The following is a 21,290-nucleotide window of genomic DNA, read 5'->3' on the forward strand; positions in this document are numbered from 1 at the left end:
CGTGGTGACACTTCGCTACTGTCTTAGCGGCGGCTTGGGCGCCTATGCGGCCGCATCCGCGCGCGGCTCGGCGACCGACAGGCGCTGCAGCGCGGCCTGCACTTCCTCCGGCTCGAACGCGGCGAGCACGTCGGCCGTCGGCTTTTCGAGCGCCTTCAGGTGTGCGCGCAGGATCTCCTGCTTCACGACGAGCAGCTGGCTCGGGTGCATCGAGAACTCGGTGAGCCCCATCCCGAGCAGCAGGCGCGTGAGCGCCGGGTCGCCCGCCATCTCCCCGCACACCGACACGGATACCCCCGCGCGCTTCGCTTCGCGCAACGTGTAGGCGATCAGGTGCAGCACGGCCGGGTGCAGCGGGTCGTACAGGTGCGCGACCGCGTTGTCCGCACGGTCGATCGCGAGCGTGTACTGGATCAGGTCGTTCGTGCCGATCGACAGGAAATCGAACCGCTTCAGGAACAGCGGCAGCGCGATCGCCGCGGCCGGGATCTCGATCATCGCACCGATGCGCACGTTCGGATCGTACGCGAGCCCGGCGTCGTCGAGCTGGCGCTTCGCCTCGCGGATCAGGTCGAGCGTCTGGTCGATCTCCTGCGCGTGCGCGAGCATCGGGATCAGGATCTTCACCTGGCCGAACGCGGACGCACGCAGGATCGCACGCAACTGCGTGAGGAACATCTGCGGCTCGGACAGGCTCCAGCGGATCGCGCGCAGGCCGAGCGCGGGGTTCGGCGCCGTCTCGTAGCCTTCGTCGAGCGCCTCGAGCGGCTTGTCCGCGCCGACGTCGATCGTGCGGATCGTCACCGGCATGCCCTTCATCCACTCGACGGCCCGCTTGTAGGCGGCGAACTGCTCCTCCTCTTCCGGCATCTCCTTCTGATGCATGAACAGGAACTCGGAACGGAACAGCCCGACACCGACCGCGCCGGCCTCGACGGCCGCCTTCGCGTCGTCGGGCAGCTCGATGTTCGCGTACAGGTCGATCTTGGTGCCGCACAACGTTTGCGTCGGCGAGAACTTCAGACGCTGCAGCTTGCGTTGCTCCAGCAGCTTCTCGGACTGCCGGTACGAATACTCCTCGAGGACGATCGGCGCCGGATCGACGATCACGATGCCCTGGTCGCCGTCGACGATGATCAGGTCGTCCTGGCGGATCAGCGCGCTCGCGTGCTGCACGCCGACCGCGGCCGGAATGCCGAGGCTGCGCGCGACGATCGCCGTGTGCGACGTGCGGCCGCCGAGGTCGGTGACGAACGCCTGGAACGACTGCGACTTGAACTGCATCATGTCGGCCGGCGCGATGTCGTGCGCGACGACGATCATCTCGTTCGTGCCGTTCGCGGCCGCGCGGTCGAGCGCCTGCGACGCGGACGGTGCACCGGCGAGCGCCTTAAGCACGCGCTCGACCACCTGCTCGATGTCGGCCTTGCGCTCGCGCAGGTATTCGTCCTCGATGTCGTCGAAGTGACGCGTGAGCAGCTCGAGCTGCTCGGTCAGCGCCCACTCGACGTTGTAGCGGCGCGTGCGGATCAGGTCGATGGTTTCCTGCACGAGCATCTCGTCGCCCAGGATCATCGCGTGGACGTCGATGAATGCACCGACCTCGCTCGGGGTGTCGTCGGTCAGGTCGGCGCGCAGCGCCTCGAGTTCGTGATGCACGACATCGAGCGCCGTGCGGAAGCGCTCGACCTCGGCATCGGTCTGGTTTGCGTCGATCAGGTAATGGGCGACGTCGAGCGCCGCCGGCGCGATCAGGTACGCTCGCCCGATCGCGATACCTCGTGAGACGGGAATGCCATGCAGCGTGAAGGACACGCGCACCTCCTCTGTACAAGTAAAGCCGCGGCACACTGCTGCGATGCGCTTATGACCCCGGTTAGCGATTATAAATTCCGCGACTCCCCGCTGACTGCATGCACCGCAGCATTGCGCATTCCGCATCAATGCTTCCGACGAAAAAAATGCCGCGGAATCCGCGGCATTCTGACTGGAAACGGCAACGATCCCGTGCGCGGCGCGCGCGGATCACTGGCCTTCGCCGAATTTGTCCGCGATCAGTTTCAGCAGTGCGTCCATCGCTTCCCGCTCGTCGGGCCCTTCGGTCTCGATCGTCACGGTGCTGCCGATGCCCGCCGCCAGCATCATCACGCCCATGATGCTCTTCGCGTTGATCTTGCGCCCGTTGCGCGTCATCCAGACTTCCGACTGGAAGTTGCCGGCCAGTTGCGTAAGCTTGGCCGATGCGCGCGCATGGAGCCCCAATTTATTGACGATGGTGGTTTCTTGTTGAAGCATGATTCTCGGTCGGGTCGGTCGGGATCGCCGGCGGCGCGCGCCGGCGGTGCTGTCTAAAACGGAAAACGGGAAATCAGTGCGACTCGGTGCGCGGTTGCGGTTCCGGCGGAATCGGCGCGCACTGGCCGCAGCCGGTTTCCGTCGGCGGCGGCGGCGTGCCGGCCGACACTTCGTGGACGCCCTTCGCGCCGCCGGACAACGCCTTGTCGACGAGCTTGTCGAGCGGCACGGTGCGGTAGCAGACGGCCCGCACGAGCATCGGCAGGTTCACGCCCGCCAGCACGCGCACGTTGTCGAGCTTCGCGAGCTGGCCGGCGATGTTCGCCGGCGTCGCGCCGTACATGTCGGTCAGCACGACCACGCCGTTGTCTTCCCGGAGCCGCGCGAGCTCCGCATGCGCGAACGCCATCACCTGGGCCGGATCGCTGTCCGCCATCACGTCGATACAGCCGATGCGGGCGGGCACGCCGCCATAGATGTGCGCGATGCAGTCCCGCAGCGCGGTGGCGAGCGGGGCGTGCGCGATGATCAGGATCCCGGCCATGTCAGATCGCTCCCGGCCGCCCCTGGCGGGCCGATACCCCGCGGCGGGGCAATGAGCGTAGCGAGTGTGGGAAACGTTTCATGGTCAGCCTTGCAACAGTTTCGGCCCGACCGCCGGGCCTTTGGTGCGCGATCGCGGCACCGGGCAAGCGGGCATTGTAGCAGGCCGGTCGAGCTGCTCCGGCGACGGGGGACCTGCGCGGCCGCCGCCGGGGTTGCGCGGGAGACGGCCTACGCGGCCGCACGCTCCAGCGCGTCGATGAACATCGCGGCGACGTCGAAGCCCGTCTGCTCCATGATCTCGCGGAAGCACGTCGGGCTCGTGACGTTCACCTCGGTCAGCCAGTCGCCGATCGCATCGAGGCCGACCAGCAACAGCCCGCGCGCCGCGAGCACGGGCCCGAGCGTGTCGGCGATCTCGCGATCGCGCGCGGTCAGCGGCTGCGCGACCCCGAGCCCGCCCGCCGCGAGATTGCCGCGCACCTCGCTGCCCTGCGGAATCCGCGCGAGCGAATACGGCACCGGCTCGCCCGCGATCAGCAGAATGCGTTTGTCGCCGGCCTTGATCTCGGGAATGAACTTCTGGATCATCAGCGAGCGCGTGCCGTCATGGCCGAGCATCTCGATGATCGCACCGAGGTTCATCCCGTCGGCCTTCACGCGGAACACACCCATCCCGCCCATCCCGTCGAGCGGCTTCACGATCACGTCGCCGTGCTCGGCGTGGAAGGCGCGCAGGCGCGCCGCATCGCGCGTGACGAGCGTCGGCGCGACGAATTGCGGAAACTCGCCGATCGCGAGCTTTTCCGAATGATCGCGAATCGACTGCGGCTTGTTGAACACACGCGCGCCCGCCCGTTCGGCAAGCTCGAGCATCCACGTGGCCGTTACGTATTCCATGTCGAACGGCGGATCCTTGCGCATCAGCACCGCGCCGAACGACGTCAGCGCACGCGACTCGTGAGCGGCCGCCTCGTACCACGGTTCGCGGTGCAGGTCGGCCGTGTCGCCGACGATCGTCACGCGCTGCACGTCCGCCTCGACACCGCTCCCCGTCCATGCGAGCTGGTGCGGCTGGCACGCGTACACCGCATGCCCGCGCCGCGCGGCCTCGGCCATCATCGCGTAGGTCGAATCCTTGTAGATCTTGAAGCGCTCGAGCGGGTCGGCGATAAAGAGAATGTCCATGAGGTCCTGTACGTGGCGAAGGTCCGTTATACCTGGATGGCTTCGGGGTCGGTCTTTTCCAGTTCGATCGACGACGCGATCAGCGACAGCCGCGCGACGACGCCGTACATGTAGAAACGGTTCGGCGGCGCGGCACCCGGCTTCGCGCCGGCATCCGGCAGCGCGGTGTGCTCGAAGCCGAGCGGCACGTAGTGCATGCCGGGCGCGTTCAGGTTCTGGTCGCGCTCGCGGCCGGCGTGCGTGCGGTAGAAGCCGCCGACCACGTAGCGGTCGATCATGTATACAACGGGCTCGGCCACTTCGTCGCCGACGCGCTCGAACGTATACACGCCTTCCTGCACGATCACGTCGCGCACCGCGAGGCCGGCCTTCGACTCGGCCATCTGCGCGCGCTCGGCCTTCGACATCCGGCCGATCTCGGCCGCGTCGTGCACGGTCATCACGCCGCGCCCCGCCGTGCCCGCGTCGGCCTTCACGACGACGTACGGCTTCTCGCTGATCCCGTATTCGCGGTACTTGCGCGCGATCTTCTTCAGCACGCCGTCGATCGCGTCGGCGAGCGCCTGTTCGCCTTCATGCGCCTGCCAGTCGACACCTTCCACGTGCGCGAAATACGGATTCACCATCCACGGATCGACGCCGACCATCTTCGCGAACTTCTTCGCGACGTCGTCGTAGCACGCGAAGTGCGTCGACTTGCGGCGCACGGCCCAGCCCGCGTGCAGCGGCGGCAGCAGGTACTGCTCGTGCAGGTTTTCCAGCACGGCCGGGATGCCGGCCGACAGGTCGTTGTTCAGCAGGATCGAGCACGGGTCGAAATTCTTCAGGCCGAGGCGGCGCTGCGAACGCTCGAGCGGTTCGAGCACGATCTTCTGGCCGTCGGCCAGCGTGATCGGCGTCATGTCGGTGATGCTCGGGTCGAGCGAGCCGAAGCGCACGTTCAGGCCGGCCTGGCGCATGATCGTCGCGAGGCGCGCGACGTTTTCGAGGTAGAACGCGTTGCGGGTCGGCAGCTCGGGAATCACGAGCAGGTTCTTCGCGTCCGGGCAGATCTTCTCGATCGCGGCCATCGCGGCCTGCACGGCGAGCGGCAGCACTTCGGACGGCAGGTTGTTGAACGCGCCGGGAAACAGGTTCGCGTCGACGGGCGCCAGCTTGAAGCCGGCATTGCGCAGGTCCACCGAACAATAGAACGGCGGGGTGTGTTCCTGCCATTCGAGCCTGAACCAGCGTTCGATCGCAGGCGTCGCGTCGAGGATCTTCTGCTCGAGTTCGAGCAGCGGACCGTTCAACGCCGTAACGAGGTGGGGAACCATGAATCACTCGCGAGCGGGAGAATGAAGATTGTAGAGCAATTGCCTTGCCCATTTGGGGATTGTTCCCGGCTTCACAAGGATATGCAGGAAGTTTTCGGCTATTGACCCGATAGAGTGAAGGGTTATCCGCTACGTCAGTGCGTGACAGGAGAAAAAAAGCCCGCCGGGTGGGCGGGCCGAAGTCGCTGCGCTCATTCGGGGCGGGCGCCGTCGTCGCGGCGGCCCGCCGTTGATTCGTGTGACTTATTCCACGTGCTCGCCGTGCAGGATCACGTCGAGACCTTCGCGCTCTTCCTCTTCGGACACGCGCAGGCCCATCGTCAGGTCGATCAGCTTCAGCAGCACGAAGCTCAGCACGCCGCTGTAGACCAGCGTGATCAGCACGCCTTTCGCCTGCAGCAGCAGGCTGCCGTCGGCGCCGCCGATGTCCTTGACCGCGAACACACCCGTCAGCAGCGCGCCGAGAATCCCGCCGATGCCGTGCACGCCGAACGCGTCGAGCGAATCGTCGTAGCCGAGCTTCGACTTGAGCCAGGTCGCCGACCAGAAGCAGACGACGCCGGCGGCGATGCCGATCACCAGTGCGCCCGCCACGCCGACGAAACCGGCGGCCGGCGTGATCGCCACGAGACCCGCGACCGCGCCCGACACGATGCCGAGCACCGACGGCTTGCCCTTCGCGATCCACTCGGCAAACATCCAGCCGAGCGCCGCGCAGGCGGTCGCCACTTGCGTGGTCAGCATCGCGAAGCCGGCACGGCCGTCAGCGGCAACCGCGGAGCCCGCGTTGAAGCCGAACCAGCCGACCCACAGCATCGAGCCGCCGATCATCGTCAGCACGAGGTTGTGCGGCGCCATCGATTCGCGGCCGTAGCCGACGCGCTTGCCGAGCACGAGGCACGACACGAGGCCCGCGATACCGGCGTTGATGTGCACCACCGTGCCGCCCGCGAAGTCGAGCACGCCGTCGGCCGACAGCCAGCCGGTCGGCTCCCACACCATGTGCGCGACCGGCACGTAGACGATCAGCGACCAGAGCGTCATGAACACGAGCATCGCCGAGAACTTCATGCGATCGGCGAACGCGCCGCAGATCAGCGCCGGCGTGATGATCGCGAACGTCATCTGGTAGACGAAGTAGACCGATTCCGGAATCGTCGTCGCGAGATGGCTGACGGTCAGCGTCGTCGCCTTGTCGCCCTTGATGTAGTTCATGCCGTGCAGGAATGCACGCGACAGGCCGCCGATGAAGCCGTTGCCCGGCGTAAACGCGAGGCTGTAGCCGACCACCGTCCACAGCACCGTGATCACCGCGGTGATCGCGAAGCTCTGCATCACGGTCGCGAGCACGTTCTTCTTGCGGACCATGCCCGCGTAGAACAGCGCGAGGCCCGGGATCGTCATGAACAGCACGAGCGCGGTCGACGTCAGCATCCACGCGGTGTCGCCCGCGCTGATCTTCGACGAATCGACCGAGAACGGTGCGGTCGGCGCAGCCGGTGCGGCCGGCGCGGACGCGGCGGCGGCGGCCGATGCGTCGGCGGCGCCCGAAGCCGGTGCGGCGGCAGCGGCCGGTGCAGATGCATCGGTTGCGGCCGGTGCCGAAGCGGCCGGCGCGGCGGCAGCCGAGGCGTCGGAAGCCGTTGCGGCGGGCGCGGACGCAGCGGCGGCGGACGCCGCGTCGTCGGCGAGCGCGGAGCCGACGCCTGCCGCGATCAGCGAGCCGGCCATCAGCAGGGACATCAGAAGTTTGCGCATCTTGGGTTTCCTCTTGTCGCTTGTCTTGTCTGTTCTGTTACAGCGCGTCTGCGCCCGTCTCCCCGGTGCGAATCCGGATCACCTGTTCGATCGCCGTGACGAAGATCTTGCCGTCGCCGATCTTGCCGGTGCGCGCGGCCCGCTCGATCGCCTCGACCGCCTGGTCGACGAGATCGTCGGACACCGCTGCCTCGATCTTCATCTTCGGCAGGAAATCGACCACGTATTCGGCGCCGCGATACAGCTCGGTGTGCCCCTTCTGGCGGCCGAACCCTTTTACCTCGGTCACCGTGATTCCCGAGACGCCAAGCGCCGACAGCGCCTCGCGCGTCTCATCGAGCTTGAACGGCTTGATGATTGCGGTAATGAGTTTCATGAAGTCCTCTCGCTGAGTTGTCCCGTCGAATTGGTTGGAATGTTGTAACGGACTCTCCTCAGCAACTCGCATGCCATGTCGGTTCGAGCACCGTTTCAAAGGGCTTCATCAAGGGGTCGCATCCCGCGATGTAAGGTGCGCAAGCCCGGCCGAATGGCCAACGCGGGCGGGTTTGCTGGCGCGGCGAAAGGAACGTTGCTAGAGTGCACGCACGTCCCGGGTCACCGGGCCATTCACCCATGCCGGCGCCATGCCCGGAATTCGCGCTCCCGGCGCACCATTTCCGGTCATGCGTGCATCATGGGCACGTACGCAACTGAAGATGCACATTTTTTGTGCAAGGAAGGGGAATCACATGAAGCAACCCAGCGACGTTTTCAACGATCTGCAGTCGCGCGTCAGCGATCTGCTGAAAAACTCGCCGGCCAAGGACGTCGAGCGCAACGTGAAGGCCATGCTGTCGCAAGGCTTTTCGAAACTCGACCTCGTCACGCGCGAGGAATTCGACACGCAGGCGCAAGTGCTCGCCCGCACCCGTGTGCGCCTCGAGGAACTCGAAAAGCGCGTCGCCGAACTCGAGCAGAAGCTCGCCGCGCCGCAAGCCTGACGCCCCACCCGGCCGCAAGGTCCGGCGCGGGCCGCCTCGTGCGGCCCGCGCCCGGCAACCCTGAAACCCTGAAGTCGCGCGACCGCACCTCGTCGTCCGTCGTTCTCCGCAGCACCTCCGCTCTTCGCTGTCCCTCGTTATTCGCAGCACCCCGCTCTTCGTAGTCCATCGCTCTTCGCAGCCCCCCGTTCTTCGCTGTCCCTCGTTCTTTCCTCGCGCCACGCCGGCAAGCGCGCACCGATTTCTCCGATTACCGCGGCACGCGGCCACGAACAGCGTCGCCCGTCCGTCTTGTTTACAGGAGCCTCGCCATGTCGCTCGCCGTGGTGCGCAGTCGCGCGCCCGCCTCCGGCCGTGCGCCGGACGTCACCGTCGAAGTCCATCTCGCCAACGGGTTGCCGTCGTTCTCGATCGTCGGCCTGCCCGATCTCGAGGTCCGCGAAAGCCGCGAGCGCGTGCGTGCCGCGCTGCAGAACTGCGGCTTCGAATTCCCGGTGCGCCGCATCACCGTCAACCTCGCGCCGGCCGACCTGCCGAAGGAGTCGGGGCGGTTCGACCTGCCGATCGCGCTCGGCATCCTCGCCGCGAACGGCCAGATCCCGGCCGACGCGCTGGCCGGCCGCGAATTCGCAGGCGAACTGTCGCTGACCGGCGCGCTGCGGCCGATGCGCGGCGCGTTCGCGATGGCGTGCGGGGTCGCGCGGGACTCGCAGGTCGCGGTAAGCGGTGCGGGTTCCGGTTCGGGCAGCGGTGATCAACGGGCCGCCCCCGATCCGGCCGCCGTCGCGTCAAATGCTCCCGAGCTGTACCTGCCGCTCGCCAGCGCCGCCGAGGCGGCGCTCGTGCCGGGCGTCACCGTGTTCGGTGCGCCGGACCTGCCCGCGCTGTGCGCCCACCTCGCCGGGGCGCCCGACGCTGGGCTCGCACCGGTCGCGGCGCCATGCCTCGACGGCCTGCCGATGCCGGCCGCCCCCGATCTCGCCGACGTGGTCGGCCAGCGCGGTGCCCGCCGCGCGCTGGAAGTCGCGGCCGCGGGCGGCCATCACATGCTGATGGTCGGGCCGCCGGGCGCCGGCAAGTCGATGCTGGCCGCACGGCTGCCGGGCCTCCTGCCGCCGCTGACCGACGACGAGGCGCTGACGTCGGCGGCGCTCCTCTCCGCCAGCCGCGTCGGCTTTTCACCGGCACAGTGGCGCCGGCGGCCGTTCCGTGCCCCGCATCATTCGTCGAGCGCCGCCGCGCTGGTCGGCGGCCGCAACCCGCCGCAACCGGGCGAAATCACGCTCGCCCATCTCGGCGTGCTGTTTCTCGACGAGCTCCCGGAATTCGACCGGCACGTGCTCGAAATGCTGCGCGAGCCGCTGGAAGCCGGCCGCATCACGATCTCGCGCGCGGCGCAGCAGGCCGACTTTCCCGCCGCGTGCCAGCTGATCGCCGCGATGAACCCCTGCCCGTGCGGCTGGCACGGCGATCCGTCCGGCCGCTGCCGCTGCACGCCGGACGTCGCCGCGCGCTACCTGCGCAAGCTGTCGGGGCCGCTCGTCGATCGCATCGATATCCAGATCGACCTGCCCGCGCTGTCGCCGGCCGAACTCGCGTCGCGCGCGACGGCGCCCGGCGAGCCGAGTGCCGCGGTGGCCGCACGGGTCGCACACGCGCGTGCGCTGCAACTCGACCGGCAGGGCAAGACGAATCACATGCTGAGCGGCCGCGAAACCGACGACCTGTGCCGGCCGACCGACGAAGGCGAGCGGCTGCTGCGCGAGGCCGGCGAGCGTTTCGGCTGGTCGGCGCGCGCGTATTTCCGTGTGCTGAAGGTCGCGCGGACGATCGCCGACCTGGCCGGCGACCCGCTGCCGACGGCCGCGCAAATCGCCGAGGCGATCCGCTACCGGCGCGCGCTGACGGCGCTGTGAGTGCCCTCGGAGGACAAAATCCGGCTGTCAAGACTTGACTTATGCACAATTCCACCAATCCGGCCCCGGATCGGGGCTCGGCGGGACCTTTGCAGCACGGAATCCGTATCTCGTTGTTTTGATTGGCTTTTCCAAAAATGCGAGCGAGCGACCAAATGGACCGGAAGGCCGTCCCGCGCGGCTTGGCGGGAAATTCGGGCAACTTTTCAACAAAGTTATCCACATGCGCTGTGGATAGCCGAAAAAACCTCGCAAAATCCGGCGACTAGCGCCGAAAGTTGCGAACGAACTTTCAGTTGTCAGGGGGTGCCCCGGCGCGCTCGCCGATGCCGTCAGTCGAGCTTGAACGACCCGAAAAACTGGTCGAGCTGCTCCTGGGCAAGCGGCCCGTCGGCAATCACGACGGCCTGGTACGCATGCCGGCCGCGCGCGACAAGCCGCGCGACGATCGTCTTGCGCGCGCGATCGCCGCCGGCGGCCGCGCCCGCGATGCGCAGCTCGAGCCCGTTCACCGCGCCGCCGGCCGCAAGCGGCACCGGCACCGCAGCCGTCTGCGGCGCGCCGTCGAGATTGCGCGACAGCCCGGTGCGCAGGAACTCGAGCGCCGCGCGGCGCGTGTCGTCGCTGTCGTCCGGCAGCGTCAGCGTGCCGACCGCGAACACCGCGCCGTCCACGTGCGCGGCCTGCATCCGCATCGGCATCGACGCGCCGCCGATCGCCACCGGCTGCTGCTCGACGGTCGGCTTCGCCGGCAGGTCGACGGTGTAGCCGGCGTCGTTGTGCAGCGTGCGCCAGTCATACGACGGCGAGCACGCGGCCAGCGCGACGCTGATGCACGCGAGCGCGGCGAACTGTCGCAGCGGACGAAAAAGGGGGCGCAACGAATCGGTGACTTCCTTCGGCATGGCGTGGAGCGGGCAGGCAAAACGGGCATTATCCGCCGAACGTGAATTCCGGGATGCGCGGCCGCCGTCGGTGCACATCCCGCATTCGCGCTAAAATGAGCGCCGAATTTCGATGTCCTTTGCTTCGATCCGCGTCATCGACCGACTCCGAGAGCCCCCAGATGAACACCACGCCTCCCGCCCGGCGCAGCGCCGGCCCCGTCCGCTACATCGTCGCCGCCGCCGTCGTCGCGGCGATCGCCGTTGCCGGCTTCTTCGCGTTCAACGGCAAGTCCACCGTGCCGGACGCCACGTTCACGCTGCTGTCGGGCCAGAAGGTCTCGACCGCAGGCGACCTGAAAGGGAAGGTCTATCTCGTGAACTTCTGGGCGACGAGCTGCGCGACCTGCATGCAGGAAATGCCGCAGATGGTCGATACCTACAATCGCTTCAAGGGTCAGGGGCTGGAATTCGTCGCGGTCGCGATGAACTACGATCCGCCGATGTACGTCGCGAACTACGCGCAGACGCGCCAGCTGCCGTTCAAGGTCGCGCTCGACGACGGCAGCGTCGCGAAGCAGTTCGGCAACGTGCAGCTCACGCCGACGACCTTCGTCGTCGACAAGGACGGCAAGATCCTGAAGCGCTACGTCGGCGCACCGCAGTTCGCGGAACTCGACGCACTGCTCAAGAAGGCACTCGACAGCAACGCGGCCTGAGCGCCGCCCGATCCGGCTCGAAGGGGCGCGCGCCGCGCCCTTCCCCGCACGACGGACCGCACGACCGGGCAACCCGGTTCCGCGGTCCGTTCGCTTTTCAGCGCTCGGTTTCGCCTTTCGCCGACAGCCCGTAGCGTTTCATCTTCTCGTACAGCGTCGCCTTGCCGACATGCAGCCGGTCGGCCGTCGCGGCGACCGCGCCGCCCGTCTGGTTCAGCGCCTCGGCGATCACCGCGCGCTCGAATTGCTCGATGCGCTCCTTCAGCGTCTGCTCGTTGTCGGCATCGCCGCCGTTCGCGCCCGTCTCCTGCGGCATGTCGGCCACGCCGAGCACGAAGCGGTCGGCCGCGTTGCGCAGCTCGCGCACGTTGCCGGGCCAGTCGCGCTGCATCAGGCTCGCGCGCTGCCGGTCGGTCAGCACCGGCGCGGGCCGCGCGTAACGCACGGCCGCATCGAGCATGAAGTGCTCGAACAGCGGCACGATGTCCTCGCGGCGCTCGGCAAGCGGCGGCAGCGCGATCGTCACGACGTTGAGCCGGTACAGCAGGTCGCGCCGGAACGTGCCGGCCGCGACGAGCTCGCTCATGTCGCCCTTCGCGGCCGCGACGACGCGGCAGTTCACGCGAATCGGCTGGTTCGAGCCGAGCCGCTCCAGCACGCCGTCCTGCAGCACGCGCAGCAGCTTCACCTGCAGCGCGAGCGGCATGCTTTCGATTTCATCGAGGAACAAGGTGCCGCCGGATGCGTACTCGAGCTTGCCGACCCGGCGCTTCGCGGCGCCGGTGAACGCGCCGGGCTCGTAGCCGAACATCTCCGATTCGAACATCGGCTCGGGCAGCGCGCCACAGTTCACCGCGATGAACGGCTTGTCGCGACGCGGCGACAGCTCGTGCAGGCTGCGCGCGATCAGCTCCTTGCCGGCGCCCGTGTCGCCGTTGATCAGCACCGACGCGTCGGTCGGCGCGACGTTCGCGATCAGCTTGCGCACCTGCTCGATCGCGGGGCTGCGGCCGATGATGCGCGGCGCGACCACGTTCTGCCCGGCAAGCTCGCGCCGCAGCGCGTGGTTCTCGAGCACCAGCTCGCGCCGCTCGAGCGCACGGCGCACCGTCTCGATCAGGCGCTCGGCCGCGAACGGTTTTTCGATGAAGTCGTATGCGCCGTCGCGCATCGCCTGCACGGCCATCGAGATGTCGCCGTGCCCCGTGACGAGGATCACGGGCACGTCGGGGACGCGCTCGCGGCACTGCGCGAGCACGTCGAGCCCGCTCGCGCCGGGCAGCCGGATGTCGCTGACGATCGCGCCGGCGGTATCCGCGACGACCGCCTTCTCGGCTGCCTCGGCCGACTCGAAGCCGGCGACGTCGAACCCCGCCAGCTGAAGGCTCTGCACGCTTGCCCGGCGAACGAGCGCATCGTCTTCGATATAGATCACTTGCAGGCGGTTGGCCATCGTACTCACTTGCTCCTGACGGGCCGCACGGCGGCAGCGCGCGCGGCGTCGGTTGATACCGATCGTGCACCGATCGGGCGGGCGGCATGGCGCGCCTAGCGCGAGCCCGCCGGCTCGGACACGGAGTCCGGATGATGCGTGCGGGCGCGCCGCAGCGTCAAGACGAACAGCGCGCCGCCCGACGGCGCGTTGCGCGCGGTCAGCGCGCCGCCCGCGTCGCTCGCGATCGACGACGAGATCGCGAGCCCGAGCCCGAGCCCGCGCCCCATTTCCTTGGTCGTGAAGAACGGCTCGAACAGGCGCGGCAGCAGGTCGGGCGCGATGCCGGAGCCGTTGTCGCGCACCTCGATCGCGAGCGTCGCGGCCGACACCGCGACCGTCACCTCGATCGCCGGCGCCGCCACGCCGGCGACCGCGTCGAGCGCGTTGCCGAGCAGGTTGATCAGCACCTGTTCGAGGCGCAGGTCCTCGCAGCGCGCGACGAGTTCGGGATAGTCGCGCGCCAGATCGAGCGGCGCATCGTGCGCGGGCGACACGGTCGCATCCTGCAACGTCAGCGTGAGCGCGACGCCGCGCAGGCGCTCGTCGAGCAACGACAGCACGCTGCGCAGCGCGCGCACGACGAGCGCCTGCTCGTTGCGCGGCTTCGCGCGGCCGACGAACAGCTTCAGCTGGTTCGTGATCTTGCCCATCCGCTCCGTGAGCGCGGCGATCGCCTCGAGGTTCTCGCGCGCGGCCGCCTGCTCGCCGCGATCGAGCAGCACACGCGTGTTGTCCGAGAAACTGCGCAGCGCCGCGAGCGGCTGGTTCAGTTCGTGCGTGATGCCGGCCGCCATCTGGCCAAGCGCGGCGAGCTTGCTCGCCTGGATCAGTTCGTCGTGCGCGGCGCGCAGTTCCTGTTCCGCGCGGATCCGGTCGCCGACCTCCTTCTGCAGTTGCTCGTTCGCTTCCGACAGGTCGGCCGTGCGCTCTTCGACGCGCCGGTTCAACTCCGCGTACGCCTGCTGCAGCAACGCGCGGCCGCGAATCATTTCGCGCACGCGCGCGCGGCGCATCCGCCAGTAGAACGCGAGCAGCGCGACCGACACGAAGCCGAAGCCCGTGACGATCGTCGCGTTGCGCGCGTCGGCGTCGACGGGCGCGATCGGCGCCAGCGTGACGAGCAGCCAGTCGGGCTCGCCGATCCGCCGCTTGCTCGCGAGGTAGCGCGGCGCGCGCAGGCCCGCGCCGAGACGCACGATCTCCGCATCGGGGCCCAGCACCTGCTCGATGCGCAGCGGCAATGGCGTGACGGGCTGCTGCGCGTACTGGCGCGTCTCGTAGATCGACGCGGCGACGGACCCCGTCAGCGGCCGCAGCGTGTGGTACTTCCAGGCGGGCACCGACGACAGGAACACGACGCCGTGGTCGTCCGCGACGACGAGCGGCTCGGACGCATCGGCGCCCTGGAACCATTCGAGGTTGAGCTTCACGACGACGACGCCCGCGATCCTGCCGTCGCGCCACACGGGCTGCGAGATGTAGTAGCCGGGATCGCGCGAGATCGTGCCGATCCCGAAGAAGCGGCCGACCTGGCCGTTCATCGCGTCGAGGAAATACGGGCGGAAGCGGTATTCGATCCCGACGAAGCTGTCGGGCGCGCGCCAGTTGCTGGCGGCGACACACAGGCCGTCCGCGCCGATCACGTAGGTGACGGTCGCGTGCGCGTGTTCGTTGAGGTCTTCGAGATAGCGGTTGACGCGTGCGGTGTAGTCGGTGCGCTTCGGCTCGGCGAGCAGGTCCTGCACGTACGGATGGCTGCCAAGCAGATAAGGCAGCGATTCGTAGCGGTCGAGCGTGCTCTTGAGCGCGTTGGTGGTGCGGTCGACGCGCACCGCGGCGTTGCGCTGCAACTCTGCGACGCCGCGCCGCCAGGTGATCGTCCACGTCAGCGTGCACGCCGCGGCGAGCGCGGCGGCAAGCACGACGAGAATGAGCAGGCGGCGCGTCACGGTCGAGGCTTCCTGGCGATGCGGATCGCCTATTGTGTCATAGGCCTCCACCTGCCCGCGCTGGCCGCCGCGGGCCGCACCGCCCGCGGGCGATGCCGCCGCCTGCTCCTTCATGACGTCAGACGCCGGCCGTCTCGGTCGGCGTGACTTCGCCGCCGCCCTTCAGCGCCTGGCGCAGCTTGTTGCGGTCGAGTTCCTTCTCCCATGCCGACACGACGACCGTCGCGACGCCGTTGCCGACGATGTTGGTCAGCGCGCGGCATTCGCTCATGAAGCGGTCGATACCGAGGATCAGCACCATGCCCGACAGCGGGATCGTCGGCACGACGGCGAGCGTCGCGGCGAGCGTGATGAAGCCCGCGCCCGTGACGCCGCTCGCGCCCTTCGACGTCAGCATCGCGACAGCCAGCAGCGTGAGCTGCTGCATCCACGTCAGTTCGATGTTGGTCGCCTGCGCGATGAACAGCACGGCCATCGTCATGTAGATGTTGGTGCCGTCGAGGTTGAACGAATAGCCGGTCGGCACGACGAGGCCGACGACCGAACGCGAGCAGCCGGCCTTCTCGAGCTTTTCCATCAGCTGCGGCAGCGCGGCTTCCGACGAGCTCGTGCCGAGCACGATCAGCAGCTCTTCCTTGATGTAGGACACGAAGCGGATGATCGAGAAGCCCGTGACGCGGGCGATCGTGCCGAGCACGACGAGCACGAACACGACCGACGTCAGGTAGAACGTGCCGATCAGCTTGAGCAGCGGCACCAGCGAGCCGACGCCGTACTTGCCGATCGTGAACGCCATCGCGCCGAACGCGCCGATCGGTGCCAGCTTCGTGACGATGTGCACGATGCCGAACAGCACGCGCGTGAGCCCGTCGATGAAGTCGGTGACGACCTTGCCGCGCTCGCCGAGGTGCGCGAGCACGCTGCCGAACAGCAGTGCGATCAGCAGGATCTGCAGGATCTCGCCCTGCGCGAACGCATCGACCATCGTGTTCGGGATGATGTGCATCAGGAAGTCGACCGTCGACTGCCCGTGCGCCTTCGCCGCGTACGACGCGACGGCCTTGCCGTCGAGCGTCGCCGGATCGATGTTGAAGCCGACGCCCGGACGCAGGATGTGCGTGGCCGCGAGGCCGAGCACCAGCGCGAAGGTCGACACGATCTCGAAGTACAGCAGCGCCTTGCCACCGACGCGGCCCACCTTCTTCATGTCCTCCATGCCGGCGATGCCGGTGACGACCGTACAGAAGATGATCGGGCCGATGACCATCTTGATCAGCTTGATGAAGCCGTCGCCGAGCGGCTTCATGTCGGTGGCGATCGACGGGTAGAAATGGCCGAGGATCACGCCGACGATGATGGCGAAGATCACCTGCACATAGAGCACTTTGTAGAAGGGTTTCTTCTTCACGATGGTTCCTGCTGAAGTAGATGAGCCGATGGAAACGGCGTCACGCGCGCGGACGAATGTCAGGGGAAACAAATCGCCCGCGCGGCTGCCGTGCCGCAACAAGCGATGCCTCAGGACATCCGGAGGGGGAGGAAGGCAGTGGTCATCGGTTGTCTCCTTGCTTGCTGTAGTAGTTCGGCCGGGGGATGGCCGTGCGCTTTATATCGCAAGGTCGATGCCAGGTTTCCGCAACCCCTCAAGCCGTTGTTTTCATTGTATTTCTCATAATGCGGCAGGCAAGGAAATCCAGCTTTCCGGATTTCCGGAAAATATCCGTCCGGGGATTCGGACGGATTGATGAATTCTTCAGATGAATCAGTGCTGCACGGCCTCGCCGGCCAGCAAGCCCGTCTGCGCGTAGAACTCCTGCTGCGCGAACGCGTCGCGCTCGCGCCGTGCACGCTCGCCGCGATCCGCGAGCGAACCGACGACGATCCCGACGAACGCGAGCGGCACCGACACGAGCGCCGGGTTGTCGAGGAACACCGGCGCGTGCGCGTGATGCAGCACGTCGACCCACACCGACTTCGACAGCACCGTGAGCGTGACCGCCGACACGAGGCCGAGGCCGCCGCCGAGCACCGCGCCGCGCGTCGTCATCCCGCGCCAGAAGATCGACATCGCGAGCACCGGGAAATTCGCGCTCGCGGCCACCGCCGCGACGAGGCCGACCATGAACGCGACATTCACGTGCTCGAACAGGATCGACAGCCCGATCGCGACCGCCGACAACGCAATCGTCGCCGCGCGCGAGATACGCATCTCGAGGCGCTCGTCGGGCTTGCCGCGCGCCCACATCTGCGCGTACAGGTCATGCGAAATCGTCGTCGCGCCGGCGAGCGTGAGGCCCGCGACCACCGCGAGGATCGTCGCGAACGTGACCGCCGCGATGAACCCGTAGAACCAGTTCCCGCCAACCGCCTGCGCGAGCTTCACCGCGACCATGTTCGAGCCGCCGAGCAGGTCGTGCGTGAGATTGAACGACCCGTCGGCACCCAGCTTGAAGAATTCCGGATGCTGCGCGAGCAGCACGATCGCCGAGAAGCCGATCACGAAGGTCAGCAGGTAGAAGTAGCCGATGAAGCCGGTCGCATAGAGCACCGACTTGCGCGCCTCCTTCGCGTTCGGCACCGTGAAGAAGCGCATCAGGATGTGCGGGAAGCCGGCCGTGCCGAACATCAGCGCGATGCCGAGCGACAGCGCGTTGGCCGGATCGCGGATCAGCTTGCCGGGGCCCATGATCGACAGCGCGCCCGGATGCACGTCCACCGCGCGGCGGAACATCTCGTCGACGCTGAAGCCGAATTCGGCGAGCGCGAGCACGACGAGCAATGTCGCGCCGCACAGCAGCAGCACGGCCTTGATCACCTGCACCCAGGTGGTCGCGGTCATCCCGCCGAAGAACACGTAGACGACCATCAGCACGCCGACGATCAGCTCGGCCGTCCCGTACGACAGCCCGAACAGCAGCTGGATCAGCTTGCCCGCACCGACCATCTGCACGACGAGGTACAGCACGACGATGGTCAGCGAATTCGCGGACGTCAGCAGCCGGATCGGCCGCTGTGCGAAGCGGTACGCAACGACGTCGACGAACGTGAACTTGCCGAGATTGCGCAGCGGTTCGGCGATCAGGAACATCACGAACGGCCAGCCGACGAGAAAGCCGATCGAGTAGATGAGCCCGTCGAAGCCGAACATGAACACCATCCCCGACAGCCCGAGGAACGACGCGGCCGACATGTAGTCGCCCGCGATCGCGAGCCCGTTCTGCAGCCCGGTGATGCCGCCGCCGGCCGTGTAGAAGTCGCGTGTCGAGCGCGTGCGGCGCGCGGCCCAGCGCGTGAGCGCGAGCGTCGCGAACACGAACGCGAAGAACATCCCGATCGCGACCGGGTTCAGTTCGACCTTGTCGGGCATCGGGCCCGCGACCGATACCGCATGCGCGGCAGACGAAACGAGGGCCGCGGGAACGGCAAGCGCGCGGAGCGCGATCGAGGTACGTCGCATGTCGGCCTCCTTCACGAACGCTGCAGGAGCGCGTCGACGCGGCGGTCGAACGCACGGTTCGCGCGCAGCACGTAACACGCGGTCAACCCGATCGCGACCAGGATGATCGCGACGCCCGCGGCGATCCCGACCGTCGTCGTCGCGCCGCGATACAGCGGCGCCGCGAGCACGTGCGGCGCGAGCGCGACGAGCAGGATGAAGCCGTAGTACGTGGCAATCATCAGTGCCGTCAGCGTGAAGCTGAAACGGCGCCGCGCACGCACGAGCTGCTGGTAGTCGCGGCGCGCCGTGACCGATTCGATGAAGGAAAGCTCCATGGTGTCTCCAATATCGTCTCGTCGTATCGCGAGAGCTGTCTTGTGGATGGTCGGCGCGTCGACTCCCCGCCCGCGCCGCGGCGGCAAATCGAATTACACGACCCGATCCGCACGCAGCCGCGCGACCTCGTCGGCCGACATCCCGAGCCAGCCGCCGAGCACGTCGTCCGTATCGGCGCCGAGCACCGGCGGCGCGCCGCGCACCGGCAGCCGCGCGCCGTCGAACCGGTACGGCGGCGCCAGCACGTCGACGCCGCCCGCGACCGGATGCGGCTGCCGCGTCACGAGCCCCGCGCTCGTCGCGCGTTCCGACGTCAGCGCTTCGTGCAACCCGAGCACTTCGCCGCACGGAATGCCCGCGTCGGCCAGCGCCGCGAGCAAAGTCGCGCGTGAACGGCGCGCGAGTTCGCGACGAATCTCGGGCAGCAGCTCGGCGCGGTTCTCCGAGCGGCCGAGATTGGTCTTGTAGCGTTCGTCCGCGGCGAGGTCGGGCCGCTCGATCGCATCGCAAAAGCGCGCGAACTGCGGGTTGTTGCCGACCGTGATCACGAGCGGGCCGTCGGCCGCGTCGAACACGCCGTACGGCACGATCGACGGATGCGCGTTGCCGTAGCGCGGCGGGTCCTCGCCCATCAGCAGCGCGTCGAGCCCGTAGTACGCGGTGATCATCAGCCCGCAGTCGAACAGCGCCATCTCGATGCGCCGCCCGCGCCCCGTCGCATGACGTTCGTACAGCGCCGCGAGGATCGCCTGCGCCGAATACATGCCGGTGAACAGGTCGACCGCCGCGACGCCGAACTTCAGCGGCGGCTGGCCGGCTTCGCCGTTCAGCGCCATCAGCCCGGCCTCGCCCTGCACGACGAGGTCGTAGCCGGGCCGCGCGGCCTCGGCGCCCGAGCGGTCGTAGCCGGAGATCGCGCAGTGCACGAGGCGCGGGTTCAGTTCGGCCAGCGCGTCGTAGCCGAGCCCGAGCTTCTCCGCGCCGCCGAACTTGAAGTTGTGAAGCACCACGTCGGCCTGCGTGGCCAGCTCGCGCGCGAGCCGCCGCCCTTCGTCGGTCTGCAGGTCGAGGCAGATCGAACGCTTGCTGCGGTTCACGCTGTTGAAGTAGGTCGTCTCGGTGTCGCCGATCCTCAAGCCCCAGTCGCGCGTGTCGTCGCCGCGCGCCGGATGCTCGACCTTGATCACTTCCGCGCCGAAATCGGCGAGCACCATCGCGCACCACGGCCCCGCGAGCACGCGCGAGAAGTCGAGCACTTTCACGCCGGCCAGCGGCAAAACGCGCGATTCGTTCGTCATCCTTGTCTCCTCCATTCGCGTCGTTCGTCTTTACTGTTTCGACAGCGCGATGTAGCGCGCGAGATGGTGATCCTCGTCGCCGAGCTGGTGATCGATCATCACGAGGCGCTTCGCGTAGTGCGACAGCGGCAGCTCCCACGTCATCCCGATCCCGCCGTGCAACTGGATGCTCTCCTCGGCGACGAGCGTGCCGATCCGCCCGATGCTGAATTTCGCCGCGGCCAGCGCGCGTTCGCGCACCACGCGCGGCGCATCGAGCTGCGCGGCCGCGTTGATCACGGCCGAGCGCGCCTGCTCGACTTCGAGCAGCAGGTCGGCCATCCGGTGCTGCAGTGCCTGGAAACTGCCGATCGGCAGCCCGAACTGCTTGCGCGTGCGCAGGTACTCGAGCGTGTGCTCCTTCGCGACGTCCATCGCGCCGAGCGCTTCCGCCGACAGCGCGAGCAGCCCGTAGCCGAGCACGCGTTCGAGCAACTCGGCGCCCGCTTCGCCGTCGTGCGCGCCGAGCGCCGCATCGGCCGGCAGCACGACGCGCTCGAAGCGCACTTCGGCCGCGCGGCCGCCGTCGATCTTCCGGTAGTCGCGCAGCGACACGCCCGGTGCGTCGGCCGGCACGACGAACAGGCCGATGCCGGCCGCGTCGTCGTCCTGCCCGGACACGCGTGCGCTGACGACGAAGAACGCCGCCTGCGCAGCCTGGTCGACGACGCCCTTCGCGCCCGTGAGCACCCAGCCGTCGCCCGAGCGTTCGGCGCGCGAGCGTACGGTCGTCAGTTCGTAGTGCGAGCCCGGCTCGTCATGCGCGAACGCGGCGCTCGCGCTGCCGTCGATCAGCGCGGCAAGCCTGTCGCGATGCGCGTCGCCGCCGGCGAGCGACAGCGCGCGGCCCGCCCTCAACGCACCGAGGAACGGCTCGACGACGAGCCCGCGCCCGAGGCATTCGAACACCACGGCGATGTCGAAGCCCGCGCCGCCGAAACCGCCGTCGGCTTCCGCGAACAGCGCGCCGACCGTGCCGAGTTCCGCAAAGCGCTGCCACATCGCGCGATCGAAGCCCTCGGCCGACTGCGCGATGCGGTCTCGCACCGGGAACGCATACTGTTCGGCGATGAAGCGATTCAACGTGTCCGCCAGCATCCGGCGGTCTTCTGTGTGCTGGAAATCCATCGTC

18 protein-coding genes are annotated in these 21,290 nt (G+C 68.0%); 3 read left to right on the top strand and 15 right to left on the bottom strand.

Annotation, left to right across the window (positions count from 1 at the left end; genetic code table 11):
- Positions 1–42: 42 nt before the first annotated feature.
- From ptsP to AB3K92_RS37985, 7 genes are all read right to left on the bottom strand, one after another.
- A complete protein-coding gene (ptsP, locus tag AB3K92_RS37955) occupies positions 43–1,815 on the bottom strand; it encodes a phosphoenolpyruvate--protein phosphotransferase (RefSeq protein WP_021163156.1) in 1,773 nt (590 codons plus the stop codon).
- Between the two features lie 210 nt (positions 1,816–2,025).
- Positions 2,026–2,295 (bottom strand): HPr family phosphocarrier protein, encoded by a 270-nt coding sequence (locus AB3K92_RS37960; RefSeq protein WP_006477716.1) that lies wholly within the window; start codon positions 2,293–2,295, stop codon positions 2,026–2,028.
- A 73-nt stretch (positions 2,296–2,368) separates the two neighbouring features.
- A complete protein-coding gene (locus AB3K92_RS37965; protein ID WP_021163157.1) occupies positions 2,369–2,839 on the bottom strand; it encodes a PTS sugar transporter subunit IIA in 471 nt (156 codons plus the stop codon).
- A 230-nt stretch (positions 2,840–3,069) separates the two neighbouring features.
- On the bottom strand, positions 3,070–4,026 hold the full coding sequence (gene gshB, locus AB3K92_RS37970) for a glutathione synthase (RefSeq protein WP_027789051.1): 957 nt from the start codon (positions 4,024–4,026) through the stop codon (positions 3,070–3,072).
- Positions 4,027–4,052: 26 nt separating this feature from the next.
- Positions 4,053–5,342 carry a glutamate--cysteine ligase gene (gshA, locus tag AB3K92_RS37975; protein ID WP_021164335.1) on the bottom strand — a complete coding sequence of 430 codons (1,290 nt, stop codon included), beginning with the start codon at positions 5,340–5,342 and terminating at the stop codon, positions 4,053–4,055.
- Between the two features lie 243 nt (positions 5,343–5,585).
- Positions 5,586–7,100, bottom strand: coding sequence for an ammonium transporter (locus AB3K92_RS37980; RefSeq protein WP_059489822.1), 1,515 nt, complete (start codon positions 7,098–7,100; stop codon positions 5,586–5,588).
- A 37-nt stretch (positions 7,101–7,137) separates the two neighbouring features.
- Complete coding sequence (locus AB3K92_RS37985) at positions 7,138–7,476, bottom strand: P-II family nitrogen regulator (protein WP_027789049.1); 339 nt, start codon at positions 7,474–7,476, stop codon at positions 7,138–7,140.
- Positions 7,477–7,831: 355 nt separating this feature from the next.
- Here AB3K92_RS37985 and AB3K92_RS37990 point away from each other — a divergent pair, with 355 nt between their 5' ends.
- Together AB3K92_RS37990 and AB3K92_RS37995 are read left to right on the top strand one after the other, a co-directional pair.
- Positions 7,832–8,083, top strand: coding sequence for an accessory factor UbiK family protein (locus AB3K92_RS37990; protein WP_006489451.1), 252 nt, complete (start codon positions 7,832–7,834; stop codon positions 8,081–8,083).
- A gap of 311 nt (positions 8,084–8,394) precedes the next feature.
- Positions 8,395–9,999 (top strand): YifB family Mg chelatase-like AAA ATPase, encoded by a 1,605-nt coding sequence (locus tag AB3K92_RS37995; RefSeq protein ID WP_369466814.1) that lies wholly within the window; start codon positions 8,395–8,397, stop codon positions 9,997–9,999.
- Between the two features lie 332 nt (positions 10,000–10,331).
- Here AB3K92_RS37995 and AB3K92_RS38000 read toward each other — a convergent pair whose 3' ends face one another.
- Positions 10,332–10,904, bottom strand: coding sequence for a hypothetical protein (locus tag AB3K92_RS38000; RefSeq protein WP_059498619.1), 573 nt, complete (start codon positions 10,902–10,904; stop codon positions 10,332–10,334).
- Between the two features lie 161 nt (positions 10,905–11,065).
- Here AB3K92_RS38000 and AB3K92_RS38005 point away from each other — a divergent pair, with 161 nt between their 5' ends.
- Positions 11,066–11,602, top strand: a complete 537-nt coding sequence (locus tag AB3K92_RS38005; protein ID WP_027789046.1) for a TlpA disulfide reductase family protein — start codon at positions 11,066–11,068, stop codon at positions 11,600–11,602.
- Positions 11,603–11,699: 97 nt separating this feature from the next.
- Here AB3K92_RS38005 and AB3K92_RS38010 read toward each other — a convergent pair whose 3' ends face one another.
- From AB3K92_RS38010 to AB3K92_RS38040, 7 genes are all read right to left on the bottom strand, one after another.
- Complete coding sequence (locus tag AB3K92_RS38010; RefSeq protein ID WP_369466815.1) at positions 11,700–13,055, bottom strand: sigma-54-dependent transcriptional regulator; 1,356 nt, start codon at positions 13,053–13,055, stop codon at positions 11,700–11,702.
- A gap of 95 nt (positions 13,056–13,150) precedes the next feature.
- Positions 13,151–15,160, bottom strand: a complete 2,010-nt coding sequence (locus tag AB3K92_RS38015; RefSeq protein ID WP_369466816.1) for an ATP-binding protein — start codon at positions 15,158–15,160, stop codon at positions 13,151–13,153.
- A gap of 4 nt (positions 15,161–15,164) precedes the next feature.
- Entirely contained in the window at positions 15,165–16,454 is a 1,290-nt protein-coding gene (locus tag AB3K92_RS38020; RefSeq protein WP_059489813.1) for a dicarboxylate/amino acid:cation symporter, read from the bottom strand.
- A gap of 354 nt (positions 16,455–16,808) precedes the next feature.
- The gene (locus AB3K92_RS38025; RefSeq protein WP_301855570.1) at positions 16,809–18,503 is read right to left on the bottom strand and encodes a cation acetate symporter; all 1,695 of its coding nucleotides are present in this window, start codon (positions 18,501–18,503) and stop codon (positions 16,809–16,811) included.
- Positions 18,504–18,514: 11 nt separating this feature from the next.
- Positions 18,515–18,820, bottom strand: coding sequence for a DUF485 domain-containing protein (locus tag AB3K92_RS38030; protein ID WP_021157047.1), 306 nt, complete (start codon positions 18,818–18,820; stop codon positions 18,515–18,517).
- Positions 18,821–18,913: 93 nt separating this feature from the next.
- Positions 18,914–20,119 carry a CaiB/BaiF CoA transferase family protein gene (locus AB3K92_RS38035; protein ID WP_369466817.1) on the bottom strand — a complete coding sequence of 402 codons (1,206 nt, stop codon included), beginning with the start codon at positions 20,117–20,119 and terminating at the stop codon, positions 18,914–18,916.
- Between the two features lie 30 nt (positions 20,120–20,149).
- A complete protein-coding gene (locus AB3K92_RS38040; RefSeq protein WP_369466818.1) occupies positions 20,150–21,286 on the bottom strand; it encodes an acyl-CoA dehydrogenase family protein in 1,137 nt (378 codons plus the stop codon).
- Positions 21,287–21,290: the final 4 nt, after the last annotated feature.

This window comes from Burkholderia sp. Bmkn7, assembly GCF_041103175.1.
Classification (GTDB): domain Bacteria; phylum Pseudomonadota; class Gammaproteobacteria; order Burkholderiales; family Burkholderiaceae; genus Burkholderia; species Burkholderia cepacia.

What these genes read in the sequence shown, in the direction of transcription:
- AB3K92_RS37960 (WP_006477716.1), bottom strand. Translation starts at nt 2,295, where the DNA reads ATGCTTCAACAAGAAACCACCATCGTCAATAAATTGGGGCTCCATGCG.
- AB3K92_RS37965 (WP_021163157.1), bottom strand. Translation starts at nt 2,839, where the DNA reads ATGGCCGGGATCCTGATCATCGCGCACGCCCCGCTCGCCACCGCGCTG.
- gshB (WP_027789051.1), bottom strand. Translation starts at nt 4,026, where the DNA reads ATGGACATTCTCTTTATCGCCGACCCGCTCGAGCGCTTCAAGATCTAC.
- gshA (WP_021164335.1), bottom strand. Translation starts at nt 5,342, where the DNA reads ATGGTTCCCCACCTCGTTACGGCGTTGAACGGTCCGCTGCTCGAACTC.
- AB3K92_RS37980 (WP_059489822.1), bottom strand. Translation starts at nt 7,100, where the DNA reads ATGCGCAAACTTCTGATGTCCCTGCTGATGGCCGGCTCGCTGATCGCG.
- AB3K92_RS37985 (WP_027789049.1), bottom strand. Translation starts at nt 7,476, where the DNA reads ATGAAACTCATTACCGCAATCATCAAGCCGTTCAAGCTCGATGAGACG.
- AB3K92_RS37990 (WP_006489451.1), top strand. Translation starts at nt 7,832, where the DNA reads ATGAAGCAACCCAGCGACGTTTTCAACGATCTGCAGTCGCGCGTCAGC.
- AB3K92_RS37995 (WP_369466814.1), top strand. Translation starts at nt 8,395, where the DNA reads ATGTCGCTCGCCGTGGTGCGCAGTCGCGCGCCCGCCTCCGGCCGTGCG.
- AB3K92_RS38000 (WP_059498619.1), bottom strand. Translation starts at nt 10,904, where the DNA reads ATGCCGAAGGAAGTCACCGATTCGTTGCGCCCCCTTTTTCGTCCGCTG.
- AB3K92_RS38005 (WP_027789046.1), top strand. Translation starts at nt 11,066, where the DNA reads ATGAACACCACGCCTCCCGCCCGGCGCAGCGCCGGCCCCGTCCGCTAC.
- AB3K92_RS38010 (WP_369466815.1), bottom strand. Translation starts at nt 13,055, where the DNA reads ATGGCCAACCGCCTGCAAGTGATCTATATCGAAGACGATGCGCTCGTT.
- AB3K92_RS38015 (WP_369466816.1), bottom strand. Translation starts at nt 15,160, where the DNA reads ATGAAGGAGCAGGCGGCGGCATCGCCCGCGGGCGGTGCGGCCCGCGGC.
- AB3K92_RS38025 (WP_301855570.1), bottom strand. Translation starts at nt 18,503, where the DNA reads ATGCGACGTACCTCGATCGCGCTCCGCGCGCTTGCCGTTCCCGCGGCC.
- AB3K92_RS38030 (WP_021157047.1), bottom strand. Translation starts at nt 18,820, where the DNA reads ATGGAGCTTTCCTTCATCGAATCGGTCACGGCGCGCCGCGACTACCAG.
- AB3K92_RS38035 (WP_369466817.1), bottom strand. Translation starts at nt 20,119, where the DNA reads ATGACGAACGAATCGCGCGTTTTGCCGCTGGCCGGCGTGAAAGTGCTC.
- AB3K92_RS38040 (WP_369466818.1), bottom strand. Translation starts at nt 21,286, where the DNA reads ATGGATTTCCAGCACACAGAAGACCGCCGGATGCTGGCGGACACGTTG.